The sequence below is a fragment of the Phycisphaerae bacterium genome (assembly GCA_035384605.1).
Classification (GTDB): Bacteria; Planctomycetota; Phycisphaerae; order UBA1845; family PWPN01; genus JAUCQB01.
This window is the reverse complement of the sequence record DAOOIV010000091.1, coordinates 1-21,875: the sequence shown is the minus strand read 5'-3', so window position 1 is coordinate 21,875 and position 21,875 is coordinate 1. Positions and strand designations below refer to the sequence as shown.

Sequence of the window (21,875 nt, the reverse complement as noted above, 5' to 3'; positions counted from 1 at the left end):
CAGCCTGTTCAGAAATATGAGAAGCGGTAGGATAAGTCGGAAAGGTCCGCTAGACGCTTGGAACCTTACGACCAGACATCTGTGCGGCTTGCGCGCATGTTTCTCGATCGCAGAGCGCTTGGGTTGCGGCCCGCAAAAAGGCGGTCCGCCTTAGACCTCTGGTTGTCTAATCCTTCAGTGAGGTCTGGGACGTTCGGTGTTCGTCAGTCTGGGGACGGTCATGCGTCTGGCGTGGTCTAACGGTCTGGAAGTCCAAGTGCCTAGAGGTCTAAAAGCTTAGCAAGTTGGAGACCGATGCCATGGATTTGACCCTGAATGCGATCGAACGTCGCGTATTGGGTGTGCTGATGGAAAAATCGCTGACCCAGCCTGAGTATTATCCGATGACGCCGAACGCCATCATGGCCGGCTGCAATCAGAAGAACAATCGTGACCCCGAGATGAAACTGGACGAAGAGACCGTGCTGCGGACGCTGGAGGCTCTGCGGGCCCGCAATCTGGTCACACTGGTGCTGCCCGCGCCTGGGGCACGCACGCAGCGGTATCGTCACGAAATCGAGTCTGCGTTCGGCTGGAGCCGTCGGCAGCAGGCGATTATGACTGAGCTGCTGCTCCGCGGCCCACAGACACCCGGCGAATTGCGCTCGCGATGCGCTCGCATGTTCCAGTTCGAGAGCCTCGAGGCGCTGATGACGGCTTTGGGCTCTTTGAGCAAAGGGGAGTCCGATCCGCCACTGGTGGCGGCGATGCCCCGTGAGCCCGGCCAGTCGGCAACCCGCTACACGCACCTGCTGTATCCCGAGGACGAGGCGCCGCCGACTGCCGTGGCATCGCCGGTCGATCACGCGACCCACCCGGTTCCGCATTCGTTGTCGAGTCCTGCAGCCGCGCCCCTGACGGATGGTGCATCAGCGGCCTTTCGACAGGAGATCGGCGCCCTTCAAGAGGAGATAGCCGAGCTTCACGAGGAAATGGCCGAACTCCGCCGCCGGCTGGAGGCGGTCGAGCGGAGAACCGCCGGGCTGTAGGTGTCAATGAGGGCGTTCATTCGCGGGCCGACAGGCTGGCTCTTGGGGGGTGTGGCTATGGGTTGCGGGCTGGTATAATCTGCCCCTTGGGCCTTTGGGGCAGATGAGGCGGCTATGCGGCAGTCAGCAACAGCGAACGGGATCGGAATCGTCGACGCCTTGGCGTCATGGGCCCGGGATTTCGAGGCGGTGATCGACGGCATGCTGGTGCCGGACGCAGCGGTCCCGCGCACGCTGGCGGAGGCCGTCCTGTATTCGATCCGCAGCGGTGGCAAGCGGGTCCGGCCCTATGTTGTAACTCGGATCTGCGAGCTTTGTGGGGGCACGGCCGAGATGGCTGCCCCCGCGGCGGTAGCCCTGGAATGCGTGCATGCCTTCTCCCTGGTGCACGACGACCTTCCGGCGATGGACGATGATGATTTGCGGCGGGGCCGTCCGACGTGCCACAAGGCATTCGGGGAGGCGGAAGCGATTCTGGCGGGCGACGCGCTGCTGGCATTGGCCTTCGAGATCTCCGCGACCCGGATCGAGGATCCGGCGGTAGTGAAGGCGGTCGTCGCCGAGTTGGCCAAGGGCACCGGCTGGGCAGGGATGATCGGCGGACAAACCACGGATATCCAGACGGAGGGACAACCCCCGGAACTGGCCTTGGTCCAGCGAATCCACCGATACAAGACAGCGCGGCTTTTCGTGACTGCCGGCCGGCTGGGGGCGTATTGTGCCCGGGCGGACGAACCGCACTTGGAGGCGGCGGGCGCGTATGGGCAACATCTGGGGCTGGCGTTCCAGATTGCCGACGACCTGCTGGACGTCACCGGATCGGCCGAGCAAATGGGCAAGGCGGTGGCCAAGGATGCCGAGGCCGGCAAGCAAACCTATCCCGGTGCCGTCGGCATTGAGGCCAGTCAGGCCGCCGCTCGGGACGAGGCACGAAAGGCAATCGAGGCGCTGCAGATTTTCGGACCTCCGGCCGAAGATCTCAGGCAACTGGCAAACTATGTCGTCGAGCGGCGCAACTGAATCGCACGACCGACTGAATCGGGGCAAACAACCCAAGCGACGCGACGTACTACCTTGAGTCTCAGACACGATCGCGGGGGGCCAAGCGAGATTACGGACAACATGGGACTACTGGCTTCGATAGAGCATCCGTCAGACGTCAAGAAGCTGTCGATAGCCCAACTCAACGAGTTGGCTAAAGAGATCCGGGAGCGCATCCTCGAAGTGGTCGGCAAGAACGGCGGACACCTGGCCAGCAATCTGGGCGTCGCCGAGATCACCATCGCTCTTCACTACTGCTTTGACTTTGAGAAAGACCGATTGCTGTGGGACGTCGGGCACCAATGTTACCCGCACAAATTGCTCACGGGCCGCAACGAACGTTTTGACACGTTGCGGCAATCCGGAGGCATCAGCGGTTTTCCGAGCATCGATGAAAGCCCCTTCGATCTGTTCAACGTCGGGCACGCGGGCACGGCAATCCCGACGGCGCTGGGTTTGGCCCGCGCCGACCAGCTCCTCGGCCGCGACAAGCGGGTCGTAGCCTTCGTAGGCGATGCGAGCATCGTGAACGGCCTGGCGTTTGAGGGCCTCAACCAGGCGGGCACGCTCAATCGGCAGTTTCTTGTCATCTTGAACGACAACAACTACGGCATCGCTCCGACGCAGGGCGCATTGGCTCATTACCTCGCTCGCCTCCGTGCCAGTTCCATTTATGAGGAGGTCAAGCAGCGGGCCAAGCAACTGCTGCCCAGATTGCCGCTGGTCGGCCAGTCGATGGTCGACGCCCTCGGGCATCTGAAGGAGGGGCTGAAGGCCACGGTTTCGCCGCATTCGATTTTCGAGCAGCTCGGCTTCATGTATGTCGGGCCGGTGATGGGTCACGACATCGCGTACCTGATTGACCTGCTGCAGATGCTCAAGGATATCGATCACCCGGTGCTTCTGCACATTCATACCAACAAAGGTCAGGGCGCCGAGTTCGCCCGTGCCGAGCCTTCGAAGTTCCACTCGCCCACGCCGTTCATCTTCGATGGCGAAACCGTAAGGGTCGCAAACGGCTCGGGCAGAAGCTGGACCGAGGCTTTCTCGGACGCGGTCCTTGAAGTCGGCAATGAAGAGCCGAGGCTCTGCGCCTTGACGGCGGCGATGCCGGCGGGCACCGGCCTGGACAAGTTCGCGGAGCGGTACCCGGACCGCTTTCTCGACGTGGGAATCGCCGAGAGCTGCACCGTTGACGTTGCCGCCGGGATGGCCAAGGCGGGGTTAAGGCCGCTAGTGGCTATTTACTCGACCTTCCTCCAGCGATCTTTCGATCAGGTCTTTCAGGAGGTCTCGCTGCAGCGCCTGCCGGTAATCCTGTGCATGGACCGGGCGGGGCTGGTCGGCGGCGACGGGGCGGTCCACCACGGGTTCCTGGATATTGCGTACCTGCGGCCGTTGCCGAATTTGGTGTTGCTGGCTCCGGCCGATGAGAACGAGCTGAAGGCCGCGCTGCGATTCGCCGTGCGTTGCCCGGACGCCTGCGCCATCCGTTATCCGCGGGCGGATGTTCCTCCATCGTTGGGTGACGCTGCGCCTTTCGAGCTGGGGCGATCCCGACTGATGCGCCGAGGTAACGACGCGACCATTCTGGCTTATGGGGCCATGGTCGGCAACGCGCTGGACGCCGCCGAACTGCTGGCGGCCGAGGGGATCGAACTGCGGGTGTTCAACGCCCGTTTCGCCAAGCCGATCGACCGCGAAATGGTCACCGCGGCGATGCTGGCCGACCACCCGGTCATCACTGTCGAGGACCACTCGGTGGTCGGCGGTTTCGGAGCGGCCGTGCTCGAGACGGCACAGGATCTTCGGCTTCCGACGGATCACCTGGTTCGCCTGGGCATCCCGAGCGACCGCTTCATCAGTCACGGCTCGCGCAAGAGCCAACTGGCCGAGTGCGGCATCGATGCCGCCGGCATTGCCGAGGCGGTCCATCGTGAACTGGCCCGCTGCCGGCCTTCGACGAAAGCGGTGCGCGGCTTCGTGCCCAGCTCCCAGCCAAGCCATATCACGAAGCCGTGAGGCAAGCCGCGAGCAAGAATACACTCACACGTAAAAAGATGCTCCCACAATGCGCGGCTTCCCGTCCGCAACTGCCGAAAACGTTGGCACCGCGATGCCCTGCCGACTTGACCGGCAACTCGCTGGCGAAGCCCCTCATTTGAGCCGATGAAGTAGAGCAGTATGTGCGTCGCGGCTGGAGGTAGTGCTTTCACGCCGGTAGGGGTCGTCCGATAAATGATCCGAGTCTCCGTCGAGAACCTGGAGCCCGGGATGGTGCTGGCAGCATCGATTCCACACGCGAGGCACCCGAGACGCGCCCTGCTGGCCGCGGGATACGTCCTGGAACCCAAGACCATCGCGAAGCTGCGGGAATACGGCATCAAGGGGGTATGGATCAACCACCCGGGTTTCGACTTTCTCGACGAACAAGTCGCTTCCGGCGTTCCCGAATCGCGGGCCAGGCTCTACCACGACATCAAAGGGAATTTCACGGCCTTGGCCAAACAGACCGCCGGGGCTTTCGACCTCCAGTTCTACAGAGAGCTCATATCGAGACTCATAGAGGAACTGGTCAAGAACCAGGACCACGCGGTCTGGGCGGAGCGCATCCTCGAAGAACCCGAGGAGTTGTTCAGCCACAGCGCAAACGTTGCCTATCTGGTGATGATCCTGGGTATGAATCTGCGGAACTACATCAGTCACGAGCGTAAGTACATCGACAGGCGGCTCGCCCAGGATCTGACGAACCTGGGCGTCGGGGCGATGCTGCACGACGTCGGCAAGATCAAACTGCCGCCGGAACTGCGACGATCTCACGTTCTGGACCACCACGAGGACGAAGCGGCTTACCGGTCTCACGCCGAGCAGGGCTATCAACTGCTTCGCGGCCGGCTTGATTCGACAGCGTCGGGTGTTATTCTTCACCACCACCAGCGATACGATGGAAACGGGTTTCCGGAGCCTATTTCCACCCACAAGGAGCGACACCCGGAGCCGCTGCGCGGTCGCCGCATTCACGTCTTCGCCCGGATCGTGGCGGTGGCCAACGTTCTGGACGGGATGATGGCCATTTGTGACCGGAAGGGGCAACCCAAGGTCGCCGCCCTGGCAGCCCTTCAAGCGGCCGAGATCCGCAAGATGTTTGATCCGGTGATTTTCGCGGCGGCCGTGCGAACCATCCCGCCTTTTCCGGTCGGTACCTGTGTGACGCTCTCGGACGGTCGAGAGGCCGTGGTCGTCGATCTGAACGCCAAACGGCCGTGCCAGCCGGTCGTCCAGGTTCTCAAGGCAGGGGCACAAGTCGAGGATCCCTCGGGCGAGAGGATCGATCTCGTCAAGTCCGGGGCCCCCAGCATCACGCATGAAAACCGCCGGCCGGTGGCCCAATACCTCTATAAGCCTCCAGAGGTGATCACCCGCCACATAGCGGCGAGTTACCAGGACGAGGCTGAGCGGAGTTCGGCGGCCTGCAGCGATCTGCTGGAGACCGGAGCGCCTTCCGGCGCGGAGCAGACAGCCCATCCTGAGTGATCGACGGCCGAGCCGGCACGGCTCGGGTTGATCATCGGCGGCGTTGCGCCGTCGCTGTTTGAGCGCGTTTCGCCGTCGTTCGTCCGGATTTTGCGATCGCGGTAACCGGCCAACGCCGCCGCCGTGGAGGGACGACCTACCCTGGCCAAGTCATTACCACCCCGAAGTCATTCGCCGAGCGTTTTGACCCACGCGACGCCCGCGTTGCGGCCGACCGGGTCAGCATAGGGGACGATGTGGCCGCCGGCGATCTTGGGCGGCTCATCCTTCATGACTGTCTCAGCCACGACCCAGCCAAGGGCAGCACCGAAAACCACATCTGAGAAGTGATGTTCTCCGGAATCCAACCGCTCGACGGCCACCAGACCGGTCAGTCCGAACAAGGGCACCCCCGCCAACGGTCCGTAGGCGTCGTTCATCACCGTCGCGACGACCATCGCACTTGATACGTGGCCGGACGGCCAGGCCCAGTCTTCGCCGTTAGGCGATTCGGTGCATGCGGCAGTCTTGAGCAGCAGCGTGCTGACGCCGTTGATGGTCAATGCCCGGAACAGCCGCGCGCCGACATCATAAGTCTTGGCATCCTGCGCAAGCTGGCCGGTCAAATACCAAGCGCCAGCTATTCCGAAATGAACGATCGGGTTGCCGGCCGCCCCGAACGCGTCACGCCAGTCTTCTTTGAAGGTATGGTGCCTGTCGTAGTAATCCTCGATGTCATCATCGACTTCCGGACGAAGAGCGAGCGACGCGCCGCCTGCGCCCAGCAGGAACACCAGGTTCCATGGATTGGTGTAGACACGCTTGGTGTCATCCCACAACGCGCTCGGCAGCTCCAGCAGGTCGCGCTTGAGTGTCTCGCCGAAGCCCGGCAGCGGCTTTCGCCATTTGCCTTCGTATTCGACGTCCTGCTTCGAGGAACTCTCCTCTGCCTGTCGGGTTTCCGCGTCTCCGGCCTGTTCCCGCGTTTCGGCTGACAAATGGAAAGCGGCCAACTCCTCGGGCCAGATCGTCGATTTGCCGCCGACCGTCCTCTCCGCTTTCACCGGATGAGCCGACGAGGCGGCCATGGTCGGGACGACGGGAGTTGGTGCCAGCCTCTGCCGGATGACCGTCTGAGAACGTTCCGCCCACGAACGATGAACAGCGGCCTTGTGGGGACCACAGCCGGCAGCAAAGACCATCAGCGCGCATGACAGTACGCACTGAACGATTGCTCGATTTTGCCTGTTTTTCATTTTGGCGGCGATTCCATCAAAACAGCCGACACCTGGTCGGCGGGCACCCGGTACTTGGAGATCAGGTTGCGTATTTTAGGCTGATCGGGGTTGATTTCCAGCGACCGGTGCCAATGCTCGATGGCCGCCTGGCGGAACTCAGTTTGGGAGCGATCCTGAAGGAACATCGCCATTCGCACCACGCCCAGGCCGGCGTGCGTCTCGGCGCGGTTGGGGTCGAGGGTCTCGGCCCACTCGTAGCGGGTAAGGGCCTCGTCGTATCGCTTCATCCGGAACAGGCAATAGCCCAGCCGTTCATAGGCCATGGCCAGTTCGGGATCGAGCTCGATTGCCCGTTCGAGGGCCCGCTGGGCGGCGGCAAATCGTTCCTGCTTCATCATCGTGCCGGCAAGGTTGACCAGCACCATAGGCTGTTCGCCATCGCGCTCGAGCGACTTGTTGTAGGCGTGGATGGCCTCGTAGTATTTTCCTTGGGCGTCGTACGCGGCACCGAGGTTGGTGTATGCGGCAGCGTGGTCAGGGTCGATTTCGATCGCTTTCGTGTAGCAGTCAATGGCATTGTCGAGTTCGGCGGCCTGGTGATAGCAGACGCCGAGATTCAGGCGCGCCTGAAAGTTATTCGGCTGGAGCTCGCAGGCGTGCAGGTAGGCCTGGATCGCCGCGGCGAGCTTCGACATTTTGTGGTAGACGTCGGCGAGCGAAAACGCGTCGTCGAAACTCTTGGGGTTCAGCTTCACCGCATTGGCAAAGGCTGCGGCAGCCGCTGCTAAGTTGCCCTTGGCCTTCTGGACCTTGCCGAGGTTGGAATGCGCCATAGCCAGCTTCGGATTCAGCTCGACCGCTCGCTGGAACTCCTTCAGGGCGGCGTCAAGATCCTCCTGCTCCAGGGCCTTCTGGCCTCGCTCGCAGCGGATGCCGGCGCGGATGGCCGCAAACGGGGTGTCCTTGGGGGCGCAGCCGACAACCGATGCCAAGGCCAGCCCCCATGCGCTCAACCAACGCCATGACAAATAGTAAGAATGCATTGTTATCGGTATCGGCAGGTGTTGGGAGGAAGCTTGACCCCTCCAACGGCACAGACAACCGACCGGTGACGCCCGGAACCCACGAGCCTTTTGCGGACGGAAGTCCGTCAGAAAACGAAGGGAGCGATCCCATCTTCACCACCGCCGTTGCGATGCTGAGATCAATCCCGATAAATCTCGTGGATGCGGGAGTCGTTCTTTGTCGGGCGGCGCAGCTCTACCGTGATGACCCCGTCACTATCGCAGCGATAGACCTCACACGCAGGCATGTCAGCGAATTGATTGGTGGCGACCACATCGGCGACTGACGCCCGGTGATCAATCGGCAGCAGAGGGTCATAGGGGAAGAATACGTCCGACCAGTGGCGGACGTTGCCATCGGGCAGGCCGTTGGCTCCGACCGAGGTGCATTCCAGGTATCGCAAGTGCCCGATGTTGTGCCGGGGATGATACCAGGCGCAACGTTCGAGCGGTTTTTCGCCCTTGCGGGGGATAGGCGTGCCGGCCGGAAAGATGATGTCGAAGACTTCGGACTGGCCGTTGTCCTTGAGTCGCAACAGGCCGAAGTGCCTGGCAAAGACATCACGGTACGTCACCCGGTCGGTGGCACAGATTGCCGCCCCCATGGCCACCGAGGTGAACGGCTTGTCGGTCAGAATCACCCGACATTCGGGGAAGGCGTCGGAGACCATATGGGCCACTAGGGGCAATTTGGATGAGCCGCCGACCAGGTACACGGTCAGACTTGAACCGGTGCGAACCCGACGCTCCTTGGCGGCAGCCGAGACGATCACCTTCTTGAGCATGGCGATGGCCGGCTTGAGCATCGGTCTGATGCGCTCGAAATAGGCCTCCACCGCAATCGAGACCGGAGGGCAATCCAGCCCGAAATCGAGGGGATTGAGGAACAGGCTGCGAACCACACCGCCGGCGATGGTCTCCTTCTGCGAGCGGGCCTGCCGCAACAGGGCATGCCGGGTCAGCGGACTCAGGGCCTCGTCACGGAGCTTGAATCGTTCCAGGAACATGTCCAACAGGGCGCGATCAAAGTCGTCACCGCCGAGGTCTTCAATACCGCCGGAGGCCAGCACCTCGAACTCGTCCCCTTCGATCCAGACCACGGAGGCGTCGAAAGTGCCGCCGCCGAGGTCAAAGACGGCCACGGCCGAGGGTTCGCGATCATCCTTCCCGGCGCCGCGGCCGGCGGTGATGCAGTCAGCCAGCTCGATCGCGGAAGCTGTCGGCTCATTCAATGTCGAGAGCACGTCGAAGCCGGCCTCGCGAAAACACTTCCGGGTGATGTAGCGCTGGGCGCCGTTGGCGTTGGCCGGCCAGGTGATCACCGTCTCGAGCGGCTCGCCCGGGTCGATCATGCCGGATGCCCGGATCGATTCGGCCAGAGATTGCAGGAAGCCCGTCAGCAGCTTGCCGATGTCAAACTGCTCCAATCCGGCGGCAACATCTCGAGCACGGGGGCGGGGCTCGTGACCCGAGCTGACTGAATGACCCTCCGCGTAGCTCCACAGGTGCCGCTTCAGCGACGGCAGGAACACGTGATCGGGGCCCGGCCCGCGTTGGCCGAAAAGACGATCGGCCTCCAAACCGAACCAATGCTTGCCTGAGCGCTTGTCGATCAAGATCGCGGACGGAAAGACATCCTGCACAATGGTGCCCGCTCCCGTGTCCGCACGATGGAGAACAACGGAGAACACACCGCGATCGTGGATCACCGCAACGGTGTTCGTGGTGCCGAAGTCGATGCCAAGCCGGGCCATCCGTTCACCTCCTGTTGACTTTGACTCGGGCGGGCACAATCACCTTGCCGCGCGCGGTGCGGAAACCGGGTTGCAGGATCTCGGCCAGCACGCCCTCGGCGAGGTCGTTTCGGCTAGTCTGTCCCACGGCCAGATGAATCAGCGGATCGAACGGATCGCCGATGCGCGGCTCGAAGCTGCGCACTTCGAGGGTGTTCAAGACTTGGTCGAGCATGGCGGTTCCGCGTTCGAAGAAGTCGCCGTCCGTCGGCGGGGTCGATTCCGTCGAAGCCGACGAGCCGACGAGCCGGGCACGCTGGTTCATCTCGCTGCGCAGAGCCACGAGAGTAGGAAGAACCTCGGCGAGCTTGTCGTCAAGAACCTCGGCGACCAGGCGCTGAAACATGGCGGTGGCGCGGTCGATCGGCCTGCTGCGGATGATGGGCTGATGCTGGCCCTGCTGGGCGACGGCCAGTTCAGTGATCGCATTTACCGCAGTGGCCATGTGGCTGTTCAGCGAATCCAGGAGAGCGGTCAGGTCCGCCTCTGCTTGGGCCAGGAGACCGGCCGGCGAACGGTCGTCGGCCGCTTGGGGGCGGCGGCCGCCCGCGGCAGGCCCTTTGGCCTGGGTGGCGGGCTTGGTGGCGGTGCTCCTGCTCGGCTTCGTCAGCCCCTTCTTCTTGCGGGCGGCTCGCGGGGTCACGGACGACGATTTGCGCGGTGGGCTGGTCTTGCCTGCCATGTCGACACCTCCATGAAGAGAGGTATGAGTTCCTTGTCCTTCATCGCCGGGTCTGACCGCACGCAACCGCGGCCGGCGAGCGACGAGCGAAGTGCCGTCCGCTTGTCCGGTTTGCCTGCCCGGCGAATGCCGGTCTCCACTCCAAGTGGTATCATACCACAGGCCGTGTTCCATGGCACCTTGCTCTGGCCGTTTTCGGTCGGCCAGGCACCGGCGGGCAGGCCACGCAACGTTGCTTTGGGCAGGTCGGCGGGGGCACCCGCCCGGTTGGCGAGAGCCGCCAACCGAAAAGGCTACCCTCGAACAAGCTGTCAGGCGGGACGAATAACACCCGCAGTGTCGACGAGCCCCGACCAGCAGGAGCGATCAAATGCTTTCAGAAGCACGGTTGGCCCAGAACCAGACGCCAAAGGACGGAGTCTCGTACATCCTGGCCCCATCCGTCAATGATGAGCACGGCGAGGTTCGGGTGCCGCCTGGTGGCACAATCGCTCTCTTCTTCGCGTTGTTGGTGCATGGCGCCTTCGCGCAGGGCCTGTCCGCGCAACAGAGCAGGCCCGCCCATGAAGCCCCTCGTCCTATCGTCGGGGCCATCCGCTGGGATGCATGGTTCGGCAACCACGGCGTTGTCGGCGAGGCGGTTCACCGGAGCCTCGGGCCGTCGAAATGGCACAACCGGCTGCCGTTCTACGCCAAGGTGAACGGTGATGAAGCCATCGAGATCGACGGCACGCCGCAGGCGGTGATGGATCGCGAAATCGAGTACGCCGCGGCCGCGGGACTGGACTACTGGGCGTTCGTGACCTACCCCGCGGACGACCCATTGAGCCTGGCCCTGCGGCGATATCTGAGCAGTTCTGTCCGCTCGAAGATCGGCTTCTGTCTCATCACCGAATGCGGACGATGGCCACACCAGGCATTCGTGGACCGCGTGGTCAGCCTGATGCAGGAGCCGGGATACCAGCGGGTGCTCGACGGGCGGCCGTTGCTGTATCTGGGCTTCATCAATGAGCAGTGGCTGGAGAAGCTTGGCGGCGTCGAGGGATTTCGGAGAGTCCTCGATACCTTTCGAGCGACCGTGACGGCCAGAGGGCTTCCCAGGCCCTACATCGTCATCATGGATTTCAGCCCTCAACAAGGCAAGAAGTGGGCAGAGGCACTGGGTTGCGATGCGATCAGCAGCTACGTGGCGGGTCTGGGCAAAGGCGTGATCCCCTACGCCCGCATGGTCGAGAACCTCGAGCACTTCTGGGAGGAATGCCGCAGGACCGGGGCACAGGTTGTGCCGATTGTGGTGACGGGGTGGGACCCGCGGCCTCGCGTCGAGAAACCCATGCCGTGGGGCAGTCCCTACGGAAGTCACGACGGCGAGGTGGACCGCAGCGAGCCGGCCACGCCCGCTGCGATTGCGGATCATCTCCGCCGCGGGCTGCGTTGGCTGGAAACGCATCGCCATGCCGCCCCGGCCCAGGCGGCGATCATCTACGCGTGGAACGAGTTCGACGAGGGCGGCTGGCTCGCCCCCACGCTCTCGGAAGGCACCGCCCGGCTTGACGCCGTCGCCGGCGTGCTTCGCCCGGGGGCTACATCGAGGCCATCGGCGGTGTCACACCTCGCGACGTCAACGCAGCCTTGAATGGGCTGGCGGCAAGCGGTATGCGCGAAGCACCTGCAGCAGGGTCCCGCCCTGCTTGGTCCGTAGGACTTCGCAGGGCTCCAGCCGCGAGCCTGCCTTGCTTCAGAACCGGTGTTTGCCTTCGGAGTCGGGCGGCCTAAGATTCCTGTTAGTGAGTGTCCCCGAGGTGCGTCATGCGATACCTGGTAGCCATACCGGTTTACAACGAGGCAAAGACCGTCATCGGCGTTTTGCGCCAAGTGAGGCAATACGCTCCGGACGGCGACATTCTTGTGGTCGACGACGGTTCCACCGACCAGACCCCGAGGCTTCTGCAGGCCGAACCCGGGATTTCGGTGATCCGGCACATCGACAATCGGGGCTACGGTCAGAGCCTGATCGACGCCTTCCGGTTTGCCGTTTCCCGCGACTACGACTGGCTCATCACAATGGACTGCGACGAGCAGCACGAACCGGCTTGGATACCCCTGTTTCTCCAGATGGCCCGGCAGGACGACGCCGACATTATCAGCGGCTCGCGCTACCTGCAGCCGCTGCCGGGCAACTCGCGACCGCCCGCTGACCGGCGAGCCATCAACCAGAAGATGACCGACATGCTTAATGAGATTCTGAGGCTGGGGATCACCGACGCGTTCTGCGGTTTCAAGGCCTATCGGGTCTCGGCCCTTGCGAGACTCAACATCACCGTCCCGGGCTACGCCATGCCGATTCAGTTCTGGGTCCAGGCGGCCAGGCGCGGGCTGCGAATCAGGGAGATCCCCGTCCGGCTGATCTACAACGACCCCAACCGCTACTTCGGCGGCTCGCTGGATGATCCGGACGCCCGGCTGCTGTACTATTACGATGTGCTCGTGCACGCATTGTCCGAGCAGATCGATCGGCCGGTGCGGGCCGAGATCGATCCTGAGAGCGCCGCCCCCCGACAGGCTTGTGGACTGGCGAGCGGCCTGGCGCAACCCGTTGAGTAGCAATGCTTCGGCTTCACAGCCTCCAGACACCGCCCGACGACGGCGGCATTCTGCTTGAACCGCCGCCTGAGCATTGGCGCGCCCTCCTCGAGCAGAACGTCCGGCTGCTGTCGAAAATCGGCGGGGCGCTGGCGGGCACAGCAATAACCGAGGCGCGGCAACAGGTGCGCTCGCAACTGCTCGGGGTCGCCGGCAACGCGAGGATCGTCGCAGCCGGTCACCAGCCGGAGTTCGTTCATCCGGGCGTCTGGGCCAAGCATGTTGCGGTCCGGGCGTTTGCCGACACGGCAGGCATGTCCGGCATTGATCTCGTCGTGGACAATGACGCCCCTCGATCCGCCGGCTTGCGAGTGCCGGTTCGCGGGGGTGACGGCCTGCTGGCGGTGCGGGAGGTGCCCTTCACGACGGCGCCGCCCGGCTCAGCCTACGAGGGTCGAACACCGCTCACCGCCATGCGTATCGCGGAGATCAGACAGGAACTGGCCGTCGTTCTGGGGGAAAGCCTGGATGACACGCTGATGCCGGCTTACCTGGACGGCCTGGCCGAGTGGGCGGGTCGCGGTGACGCTGTCGATCAGCATCTCGCCGGTCGCTTGCGAATCGATCGCGAGCTGGGCGCCGACCTGCCGGAACATCGGGTCAGCAAGGTTGTCGGCGGGCCGTTTGTCGCCGACCTGTTGCTTAACGCCGATCGATTCGCGGATGCGTACAACAAGTCACTGGCCGAGTATCGCAAGGACCTCGCAATTCGCTCGGCGGATCGACCGCTGCCGGACCTGGCCCGGGTGAGCGGTCGAATCGAAACCGCGTTGTGGGCCTACCAGCCGCTACAGCGACGCCGACGATTGTGGATCGAGCCCAAGGGTGATGCGCTCCGCTGCTATGCCGAGGAAAACGCGATCGGAGAATTGAGCAGGGCGGATCTGACCCGCGATTTCGCCGCGGCGGCCGAGAGTCTGCGGCCGTGGGTCATCCGGCCGCGAGCGCTGACGCTAACGCTCTGGGCGCGGCTGCTGGCTTGCGATCTCTTCGTTCACGGCATCGGCGGAGCCAAGTACGACCGCATCACAGACGGCATCTTTCGCCGTTACTACGCCTGCGAGCCGCCGGCATATGTCTGTGTGAGCGCGACGCTGAGATCGCCATGGCCCAACCTGCCCGCGACCGTCGATGATCTGCGCGCCGCCGGACGCCGGGTGCGCGATTGGTGGTTCAATCCGCAACGATACTGTCCGGACTTGCCGGCGTCACTCTTGCGGGAACGTGAGCGGCTCATTCGCAGATCCGACCAACTGCGGGAAGCACGGGGACCCCGATTAGAGAGGCGCGAGGTCTTCAACGCCATCCGCGCGGTCAATCGTCGGATGGCGGAGTCGCATGGCGAAATCGCGCGCGCGTTGGCCGACCGCCGCGACTTCCTGGCCCGTCAGGTCGAAAGCAACCGGATCGCGGCCGGGCGCGAGCATTTCTACGCCCTCCAGACCCGCGAGCGACTCGATATGCTGGCGGATCGAATCACGCGGATCTTGTGAAGCTCAACAAGTTTTGCGGGACATCAACGATATCGACTACCGGCGATCAAGGAGCTTCCCGCCGGTGGTAAACCGTTGGCTGTTTCGACTTCCGCCGAAATCGGTTGGGCTCTTGACCTTGCCGGGGCGTCCATTACGGAATGGCGGTCACATAAATCATCACATACCCGGCGGCTTCGCCGGCAGGGTGAACGCTGACACCGGGGTCTTTCACATACGCCGACTCCTGGCCGGTGGATGAGTCCAGGCTGAGGCGTGCACCGTCGTCAACGCGCCACCTGCCGCCGTCGTAGGTCAGCGACCGGATATCGACCGGTGTTGAGCTGCCTGCCGGTACCGAGAGGAAGCCGTAGTACTTGTATGTGCCACCGACCTTCATTCCGTTGCACATGACGACACCGAAGCCCGAGTCCGCAAGGGGCATAAGGTCCGCCAGCACGGTGAAACTCAATCCGTCAGCGGAAGTGGCATGATGGTTGATCTCGGCCGCGCCACCGGCGAAGAATTCGTAGTGATCGTCGATCCAGAGAAGGTTGGGATCCAGGACTTCCTTGTTGCCTCGGTCGTAGCGTTCGCCTTCATAAATCCAGTGGATCAAGTCGGTGGATGTGGCCGAGAAGGTATGTGGTTTCTCGGTTTCACTCGCCGGCTGCGGCCCGAGCGTGAAGTACATCCGATACCCGCCGTCGAAGGCGACAACGGTGGGATCGACGGGGGTCGGGGTATAGCCCTGCGGCAAACCCGCGAAATCGAGTTTCCTGTATACCCAACGGACCAAATCCCTGGAGCAGGCCGCAACGGTGGTATTGGTCAGATCAGGTGAGCCGGTGGCGTCTTGCCAGATCACGAAGAACACCCACAACGTTCCGTCGACGACCAGGCAACAGGGCACATCCGCCTGGTCCGCCAGCGTGACGCCGGTTCTTGTCCAATTCATGCCGTCGTTCGAAGTGGCGACGCGAAGGCGGTTGTTCCAGGGACCGTAGCCGCTCGGGCCGACGGCGGCGCCGCTGGCGGGGGTGAAATCGCCGGCTTCTGTATCACCGTTGTCGTTTTCGCCCTGGTCCTGATCGTCGTCGACGTTCCCGCCGTCGGCCTGCCCGTCAGTGACGCCATCGGAAGAATCGAGCGAGTTATCGGATGTGTCGGCCTGGCCGCCCGGGTTTGGGCCGAGGCAGTTCTGGCCCGTGAGGCATGTAAATAAAACCACAACGAAGAGTCCGTAGACAACTGAACGCGGCATGTGATTTCTCCGTGCGGCAGCATGACCCTGTGGCATTCGGCATGAGCGACGGCGCCGATGCCCTTTCGCCCACAAGCACAGACACAGGAAGCACCTATCGGCTATATCGCCCTTGGTGAGGAGGAGCTTGAGCGTTCGCCGCACGGGGTGCGACAGAGTCAACGCACCACTGGACGGTGTTGGAGATGCCTTCCATGGATGACTTCCAGCAGTCACCTGGCTTCTCTCGCCCCCACGTTGCCCAGGATATCGCCAAGCTTTGACCTGGAACGGTCTCGACTCACCGCACGCCCGTGCCTCGCCCGACTTGTGATCAACAGCCGCCCGCCGCGACTGCTGCGCGAACAATTTCGGGGGCTGGGGCTTGTCTCCCGCGCGGCCAACTTGGTGCCACCCGACCCGCTCTGGCTTTTCGGTCTCGGTTCGGGCGCGTCCAAGATGTGGTGGAGGATAATCGGGATCGCGTCAGTCGGCACTGCACGAAATCGATCCGTGCGATACAAGCGACCCCGGCTTGCCCTTCGGGTCATGCGGGAACACAGTGTTTAACCCGCATGTCGCAGCGGCCTGGGCACGTCCCGCGTCCCAGCGTACGGACAGTCGGGGGCGCCGTAGAATGGGCGTGGGGCCCCTGTGGGCCAAGCCTGACAAGCGGTATGTGGGCGGGTGATCTGGATAGCGGCGATCTCTTTGAAACCCAACCGATTCCGGCGTCGGCGATCAGTGGCATCGGTGGCCAGGCATGAACGCGGACTTCTTTATGGTGTGAGACGGGCTTCCAGCCTGTCCTCGACCGCCGAGATGCCGGTGTCATACTGTGATCGCTTTTGCGTTCTCACTTGAGAGAAAGGGGAAGGATTGATGTCCGCACGACATTCCATTACGACAGCAGGTCTGTTCCCGGCAATTCTTGTGATGACCCTGGTTTTCGCGCCGTCGGCCAACGGGCAGAACGCGATCATCATCGACCACACCTGTACCGACTTGAGCCTGGTCCCGGCCTACTGGATCGACCAAGCGAAGCTGCTTACGTTCCATTACGCTCACACTTCGCATGGCAGCCAAGTTGTCACAGGCGCCCGCGTGCTCGAAGGTCTTGACTCGTTTTACAGCATCGCGATCCGCGAGAGCGGCACCGAAGGATTGCCACCGGCGGAGAACCCGCCCGCACTGCGTATTTACGACGGCAACCCGCCCGAGACCTACATTGAACCCGATGACTACTGGGCGAGTTCGTCCGGTATCAACAGGACGCGAGCAGTGGCCAACACCGGCTCGTATGACTTCTCGATGTGGTCGTGGTGTGGACAAGCCTCGTCGTACTCTGAGGCGCAGATCGCGAACTACCTCAGCGTGATGGCTCAGTTCGAGGATGAGTACCCGGGCATGCGTTTCATCCTGATGACCGGCCACACCGACGGCAGCGGAGTGGGTGGTACCCTGAACCAGCGCAACAATCAGATCCGTGCGTATGCACTGGCCCACAATATGGTGCTGTTTGACTTTGCAGACATCGAAAGCCACGACCCCGACGGCAATGACTACCTGGCCCTGGGCTGCAACGATAACGGTGACTACAGCGGAGGTAACTGGCCCCAGCAATGGTGTGCCGCTCACCCGGGGCATCCGCTCTGCACGAGCTGCTCGTGTGCGCATTCCCAGCCGACGATCTGCAACCTCAAGGGCCGCGCATTCTGGTGGATGATGGCTCGACTGGCCGGCTGGCCCGGTCCGGTCGCCCCGGATCTCGACGGTGACCGCGACGTTGACAACGACGATTTCGCTCTCTTCGAGGCCTGTGCCTCCGGGTCAGGCGTGTCACACGGCGGCAGTTCGACCTGCAGCCAAGCAGATTTCGACGGTGACACCGACGTCGACCAGTCCGATTTCGGCATCTTCCAGCGATGCATGAGCGGCGAGAACGTCCAGGCCGACCCCCTTTGCGACGACTGATGAACGGGAACCCCCGCCAAGTCCACGGGGGGCGGCGGCGGATCAGCCCCAGCACGACCGCCTTGTCCGCCTTTGTGAAGGGCCGCCGAGGGATTGCACGTCGATGCAGCAGCCCGGGCGGCTATCGACGGACTGGACATCATGCTATGATCTGAGGTCCGACCGGTCGGGTTGCCGGCTCGGGACGAGTGCTTGTTTCAGCCAGACTTAACGAACACAACGGAGGCCACCATGGCCGAGGACAACAAGGAAGCCCCGAAGATCATTATCGACGACGACTGGAAGGAACAGGCTCGTCGCGAAAAAGAGGAGGCCGATCGCGAGGCCCGCGCGGCCGAAGAAACAGAGCGCGGACCGTTGCCGGGGCCGCACATCGCCGAGATCATTCAGATGATCACCATGCAGGCGACGATCGGCTTGGGCGGCTTCCGCGACCAGAACGGTAAGACCATTCCGCCGAGCCTGGAATATGCCAAGCACTACATCGACCTGCTCGAACTGCTGCAGAACAAGACCCGTAACAACCTCGACGACCAGGAACAACGGATACTCACCGGTACGTTGCAGGAGCTCAGGCTCGCCTTCGTGGAAGTGTACGAGGCGATGCTCCGGCAGGCCGCTTCGCCTCCACCGCCGAAGAAATGACCCGTTTGCGTTGCAGCTCCGGAACCATGTGATCCATGATCATTCCGATCTCGACAGATACGCAGATTCGCCGCACGCCGTGGGCCAACTACGTGCTCATCGGGCTCAATGTGCTTGTTTTTCTCGTGGTGGGCGGCGCGGATCGCCATGCAATCGACGGCAGGCAAACGATAGGCGACCGGCTCGCGCTGGTGGGTGACCACATCCAGCTCTACCAGTTCTTCACCTACCAGTTCATGCACGCCAACTGGATGCACATCGGCGGCAATATGTTGTTTCTGTGGATTTTCGGCAACGCCGTCAACGGCAAGATGGGCCATGCACCCTACGTACTGTTCTACCTGGCGGGCGGAATCGCCGCGGCAGTCGGTCACGCTTACATCAACCCCGACTTCGGCGGTATGGTCGGGGCCTCCGGTGCCATCGCGGCCGTGACCACCGCCTACCTGGCCCTTTTTCCGCGCAGCTACGTCACCGTCCTGTACTGGTGGTTCATCATCGGCACGTTCGAATTGCCCAGCATGGTTCTGATCGTGTTCAAGATGATCCTGTGGGACAACGTCCTGGCAAAGAGCCTCGCCGGCGAGAGCAACGTGGCCTTCGATGCCCACCTGGCGGGCTACGGCTTCGGCTTTGTCGCGACGAGCGCCCTGCTGGCGATCAAGGCGCTGCCGCGGGATCAATTCGACATCGTGGCCCTGTGGAGGCGATGGTTCCACCGCCAGGCCTTTCGCTCGGCGATGGCCGATCCGGACGCCGAGGCCCGGGCCCGCTACGGGCGAGTGGCCCGGCCGGTGTCGCTCCAGGATTTGCCCGTCGGCAGCGGGGCATCCGGGCCGCGCGACCAGGTCGCCGAGTTGCGGATGAGAATTGCCGAGGCCCTGGCGCTGAACGATCGGAACACGGCCGCCGAACTGTATGAAAAGCTGCTGGAACACGACCCCCGGCAGGTGCTGCCCAAGGGCAGCCAGCTCGATGTGGCCAACCAGCTCTACACGCTCAACAAGCTGCCCCAGGCGGCCGCGGCGTATGAGAAGCTGCTGTCGGCGTACCCGACTTGCGCGGAAGCTGGCGAGATCCGGCTGTTGCTGGGCATCATCTATGCCCGGGACTTGCGGCAATACGAGGTCGCCGAGGGCCACCTGCGACAGGCACTGGTCCAGTTCGCCGACGAAAAACGCCGGGAGCAGTGCCGGCACTGGCTGGCCGTGGCGGCGGATGGCCTCGGAAGGAATGAGGAATGATGACTTGAGAATGGCGAATCAAAAAAACCATACGCCCGTCTCTCTGAGCTGCTGCCAACGCCTTTTGACTTCCAGAATCCGTGTGCAAAGGGTAGGGGACGATCCGAGCCGCCGGAGGCGGCGGAGACCTGCCGGTTCGAGCTCAACAATATGGCAGGTCTCGGTCGCCGCGGCGACCTCGACGCTGCCCTACCGAATGCTTGCGGCGGCTTCCACGCATGCTCTCAATTCCCAATTCGGTATTCTCAATTTGGGGTCTGGCTAATGAGTTCGGCGTCTGGCGAGCGTGTTGTCCAGGTCAACGTTGAGCCGCGCTATCCGGTGTTCATCGGGGCGGGACTGCTCGGCGCACTGGGGCCGCGCCTGGCCGAGCGGGTCAAGAGCCGCCGGGCGATGGTGATCACCGACGAGAACGTCGGGCCGCTCTACGGCAAGACGGCGATGGACTCTCTGCGGGCTGCCGGGTTCGACGCAGCCACGTTCGTCGTGCCCGCCGGCGATGGCAGCAAGAGCCTTGAGTGGGTCTCGCGGATCTACGACGCTCTGGCCGACGCCCGAATCGACCGAACCTCGCCGCTGATCGCGCTAGGAGGCGGGGTGGTCGGCGACCTGACGGGGTTTGTCGCGGCAACATGGGTGCGCGGCGTGCCGTTCGTGCAGTGTGCGACCACCATCGAGGCCGACGTCGACGCCAGCGTCGGCGGCAAGACGGCGGTCAATCACGCCAGCGGCAAGAACATGATCGGGGCCTTTTACCAGCCGCTGTTCGTGCTCATCGACACGGCCACGCTGCGGACGCTGAGCGATCGCGATTTCAAGGCTGGTCTGGCCGAGAGCATCAAACACGCGGTCATCCGCGATGCCGACTTCTTCGCCTGGCACGAAGACAACGCCGACCATGTCCTCGCCTGCGACACCGACGCACTGGGGGCCCTGATCGAGCACAACGTCCGCATCAAGGCGGATATCGTCTCGCAAGACGAGCGCGAGACGAGCGGCCTGCGGGCGCTGCTGAACTTCGGGCACACCGTCGGACACGCGATCGAGTCGCTGATGGCACGGCAGGGTGATCCGTGGCGGCACGGCGAGGCGGTGGCCGCCGGCATGGTCGCGGCCGCAGAGATCAGCGTCGCCGCCGGTCGCCTGGACCGCGCGGCCGCCGAGCGCATCGCCGCGATCGTCGACCGGATGAAGCTGCCCGTGACGGCCCCTCTGGCCGGGCAGCGCGACCGGATCATCAGTCTGATGCAATCCGACAAGAAGGTCGCCGCCGGCAAGCTGCGATTCGTCCTCGCCGACTGCATCGGCCGGGCAACGCTCTACGACGACATCAAACCGGAGTGGATCGAAGCGGGGCTGGACAGGGTGCTGAGATAGGGTTCCCGCCTTCGCCAAGGCTTCGGCGGGCAAGCAGGATTCAGGATGGCAGGGGTCTTCGACCGCAATTCTTGACGAGCCGAGGGGTTTATCCCCTCGGTCTTTCGGTAATGCGCAGGTCCAACCGGCGGGACAAAAGCACGGGCTGGTCAAGAAATCGGGCGTGGGGCACCGCGATGATGCCCCACGCCCGTTGTTGTTCAAGCCGCAGGTGTTACGGCCATCTCAGTCAGCGATCACCTCTGGCGGAGCGTGCTCGCCGGGCAGTCCCAAGACGAATCAGCGTGCGCAGGGCCTCGTTGACCGCATGGGAATCGGGAAAAACGCGGGCGACCTCATCGGACAAGGCGACCAGGTTCGTCCCCTGTGCGTATTCGGCCGCGTACTTGCCGCGGATGGCGTTTGTGAAATCGTACTGACTTCGCATCTCACCCGATCAACGGGTCTTCCCGTTCCGTTTCATACGCTCTTCGCTCCCTTTGAGTCGCTTTGCGGGCGCTGATCAACCGAATGCGTTTGGCGCGGTCCGTATGATCAACCACAAGTACGCGTCCCGCTGCCGACAACCCCATTGTAACAAAACGCTCTTCAACGATCGAGTGATCAGGATCATAAATCGTCAGCGATCTCGGATCACCAAACACCGTGGCAGCCTCTTCAAAGGCCGCCTCGTGTTTGCGGCGGTTGGACCGCGCCTTGGCGGCATCCCATTCGAAGTTCAAGCCCATTCGGCTACACCTCTGGAGAACTGCTGCTCATGGAATCGGTATCTCCAGCCGGCATGTGTATACATCTACACCACAGCTCCCACAAGTCGCGCAAGGAGCCGGCACCGAAAACCACGACGAGATCGTGGTACGTGTCTAGCCCAAGTTGAACACTTTCGAGGCAAGAATGGCCTTGGCGATAGCGCCAGGG

At 63.1% G+C, this 21,875-nt stretch carries 18 protein-coding genes; 11 read left to right on the top strand and 7 right to left on the bottom strand.

Going from position 1 to position 21,875, the window contains the following annotated elements:
* Positions 1-299 precede the first annotated feature (299 nt).
* From PLL20_16725 to PLL20_16710, 4 genes are all read left to right on the top strand, one after another.
* Positions 300-1,028 carry a DUF480 domain-containing protein gene (locus tag PLL20_16725; protein HPD31639.1) on the top strand — a complete coding sequence of 243 codons (729 nt, stop codon included), beginning with the start codon at positions 300-302 and terminating at the stop codon, positions 1,026-1,028.
* A 114-nt stretch (positions 1,029-1,142) separates the two neighbouring features.
* Positions 1,143-2,048: a polyprenyl synthetase family protein gene (locus PLL20_16720; protein HPD31638.1), complete on the top strand. Its 906-nt coding sequence runs from the start codon at positions 1,143-1,145 to the stop codon at positions 2,046-2,048.
* A gap of 54 nt (positions 2,049-2,102) precedes the next feature.
* The gene (gene dxs, locus PLL20_16715; GenBank protein HPD31637.1) at positions 2,103-4,091 is read left to right on the top strand and encodes a 1-deoxy-D-xylulose-5-phosphate synthase; all 1,989 of its coding nucleotides are present in this window, start codon (positions 2,103-2,105) and stop codon (positions 4,089-4,091) included.
* A gap of 216 nt (positions 4,092-4,307) precedes the next feature.
* Complete coding sequence (locus PLL20_16710) at positions 4,308-5,603, top strand: HD domain-containing protein (protein ID HPD31636.1); 1,296 nt, start codon at positions 4,308-4,310, stop codon at positions 5,601-5,603.
* 167 nt (positions 5,604-5,770) lie between these two features.
* Here the strand turns inward: PLL20_16710 and PLL20_16705 are convergent, their stop codons facing one another.
* The 4 genes from PLL20_16705 to grpE all read right to left on the bottom strand — a co-directional run bounded on the left by PLL20_16705 (position 5,771) and on the right by grpE (position 10,359).
* On the bottom strand, positions 5,771-6,838 hold the full coding sequence (locus PLL20_16705) for a phosphatase PAP2 family protein (GenBank protein HPD31635.1): 1,068 nt from the start codon (positions 6,836-6,838) through the stop codon (positions 5,771-5,773).
* Positions 6,835-7,863, bottom strand: a complete 1,029-nt coding sequence (locus tag PLL20_16700; protein HPD31634.1) for a tetratricopeptide repeat protein — start codon at positions 7,861-7,863, stop codon at positions 6,835-6,837. Before PLL20_16700 ends, PLL20_16705 begins: the two co-directional genes overlap by 4 nt.
* 161 nt (positions 7,864-8,024) lie before the next feature.
* Complete coding sequence (locus tag PLL20_16695) at positions 8,025-9,638, bottom strand: Hsp70 family protein (protein HPD31633.1); 1,614 nt, start codon at positions 9,636-9,638, stop codon at positions 8,025-8,027.
* A 4-nt stretch (positions 9,639-9,642) separates the two neighbouring features.
* Complete coding sequence (gene grpE, locus PLL20_16690) at positions 9,643-10,359, bottom strand: nucleotide exchange factor GrpE (GenBank protein HPD31632.1); 717 nt, start codon at positions 10,357-10,359, stop codon at positions 9,643-9,645.
* A 370-nt stretch (positions 10,360-10,729) separates the two neighbouring features.
* Between grpE and PLL20_16685 the strand changes: the two genes are divergently transcribed.
* The 3 genes from PLL20_16685 (at position 10,730) to PLL20_16675 (ending at position 14,495) form a co-directional block, all read left to right on the top strand.
* Positions 10,730-11,995 (top strand): hypothetical protein, encoded by a 1,266-nt coding sequence (locus PLL20_16685; GenBank protein HPD31631.1) that lies wholly within the window; start codon positions 10,730-10,732, stop codon positions 11,993-11,995.
* Positions 11,996-12,168: 173 nt separating this feature from the next.
* Positions 12,169-12,963 (top strand): glycosyltransferase family 2 protein, encoded by a 795-nt coding sequence (locus PLL20_16680; GenBank protein ID HPD31630.1) that lies wholly within the window; start codon positions 12,169-12,171, stop codon positions 12,961-12,963.
* Between the two features lie 2 nt (positions 12,964-12,965).
* Positions 12,966-14,495, top strand: a complete 1,530-nt coding sequence (locus tag PLL20_16675) for a hypothetical protein (protein HPD31629.1) — start codon at positions 12,966-12,968, stop codon at positions 14,493-14,495.
* 133 nt (positions 14,496-14,628) lie between these two features.
* On the opposite strand, the gene PLL20_16670 is transcribed toward PLL20_16675, so the two are convergent.
* Positions 14,629-15,738 (bottom strand): hypothetical protein, encoded by a 1,110-nt coding sequence (locus PLL20_16670; protein ID HPD31628.1) that lies wholly within the window; start codon positions 15,736-15,738, stop codon positions 14,629-14,631.
* Between the two features lie 861 nt (positions 15,739-16,599).
* Between PLL20_16670 and PLL20_16665 the strand changes: the two genes are divergently transcribed.
* From PLL20_16665 to aroB, 4 genes are all read left to right on the top strand, one after another.
* Complete coding sequence (locus PLL20_16665; GenBank protein ID HPD31627.1) at positions 16,600-17,691, top strand: hypothetical protein; 1,092 nt, start codon at positions 16,600-16,602, stop codon at positions 17,689-17,691.
* A 231-nt stretch (positions 17,692-17,922) separates the two neighbouring features.
* A complete protein-coding gene (locus tag PLL20_16660) occupies positions 17,923-18,336 on the top strand; it encodes a DUF1844 domain-containing protein (protein HPD31626.1) in 414 nt (137 codons plus the stop codon).
* Between the two features lie 35 nt (positions 18,337-18,371).
* Complete coding sequence (locus PLL20_16655) at positions 18,372-19,580, top strand: rhomboid family intramembrane serine protease (GenBank protein HPD31625.1); 1,209 nt, start codon at positions 18,372-18,374, stop codon at positions 19,578-19,580.
* Positions 19,581-19,844: 264 nt separating this feature from the next.
* Complete coding sequence (gene aroB / locus PLL20_16650; protein HPD31624.1) at positions 19,845-20,957, top strand: 3-dehydroquinate synthase; 1,113 nt, start codon at positions 19,845-19,847, stop codon at positions 20,955-20,957.
* A gap of 229 nt (positions 20,958-21,186) precedes the next feature.
* Here aroB and PLL20_16645 read toward each other — a convergent pair whose 3' ends face one another.
* Together PLL20_16645 and PLL20_16640 are read right to left on the bottom strand one after the other, a co-directional pair.
* Entirely contained in the window at positions 21,187-21,384 is a 198-nt protein-coding gene (locus tag PLL20_16645; protein HPD31623.1) for a hypothetical protein, read from the bottom strand.
* Between the two features lies 1 nt (position 21,385).
* A complete protein-coding gene (locus PLL20_16640) occupies positions 21,386-21,679 on the bottom strand; it encodes a BrnT family toxin (protein HPD31622.1) in 294 nt (97 codons plus the stop codon).
* Between the last annotated feature and the right edge of the window lie 196 nt (positions 21,680-21,875).

Bases quoted from the DNA above. Each gene is read 5' to 3' on its own strand.
- PLL20_16665 (HPD31627.1), top strand. From the start codon at position 16,600: ATGTCCGCACGACATTCCATTACGACAGCAGGTCTGTTCCCGGCAATT.
- aroB (HPD31624.1), top strand. From the start codon at position 19,845: ATGAGTTCGGCGTCTGGCGAGCGTGTTGTCCAGGTCAACGTTGAGCCG.
- PLL20_16660 (HPD31626.1), top strand. From the start codon at position 17,923: ATGGCCGAGGACAACAAGGAAGCCCCGAAGATCATTATCGACGACGAC.
- grpE (HPD31632.1), bottom strand. From the start codon at position 10,359: ATGGCAGGCAAGACCAGCCCACCGCGCAAATCGTCGTCCGTGACCCCG.
- PLL20_16705 (HPD31635.1), bottom strand. From the start codon at position 6,838: ATGAAAAACAGGCAAAATCGAGCAATCGTTCAGTGCGTACTGTCATGC.
- PLL20_16645 (HPD31623.1), bottom strand. From the start codon at position 21,384: ATGCGAAGTCAGTACGATTTCACAAACGCCATCCGCGGCAAGTACGCG.
- PLL20_16700 (HPD31634.1), bottom strand. From the start codon at position 7,863: ATGCATTCTTACTATTTGTCATGGCGTTGGTTGAGCGCATGGGGGCTG.
- PLL20_16720 (HPD31638.1), top strand. From the start codon at position 1,143: ATGCGGCAGTCAGCAACAGCGAACGGGATCGGAATCGTCGACGCCTTG.
- PLL20_16680 (HPD31630.1), top strand. From the start codon at position 12,169: ATGCGATACCTGGTAGCCATACCGGTTTACAACGAGGCAAAGACCGTC.
- PLL20_16675 (HPD31629.1), top strand. From the start codon at position 12,966: ATGCTTCGGCTTCACAGCCTCCAGACACCGCCCGACGACGGCGGCATT.
- PLL20_16725 (HPD31639.1), top strand. From the start codon at position 300: ATGGATTTGACCCTGAATGCGATCGAACGTCGCGTATTGGGTGTGCTG.
- PLL20_16695 (HPD31633.1), bottom strand. From the start codon at position 9,638: ATGGCCCGGCTTGGCATCGACTTCGGCACCACGAACACCGTTGCGGTG.
- PLL20_16710 (HPD31636.1), top strand. From the start codon at position 4,308: ATGATCCGAGTCTCCGTCGAGAACCTGGAGCCCGGGATGGTGCTGGCA.
- PLL20_16655 (HPD31625.1), top strand. From the start codon at position 18,372: ATGATCATTCCGATCTCGACAGATACGCAGATTCGCCGCACGCCGTGG.
- PLL20_16685 (HPD31631.1), top strand. From the start codon at position 10,730: ATGCTTTCAGAAGCACGGTTGGCCCAGAACCAGACGCCAAAGGACGGA.
- PLL20_16670 (HPD31628.1), bottom strand. From the start codon at position 15,738: ATGCCGCGTTCAGTTGTCTACGGACTCTTCGTTGTGGTTTTATTTACA.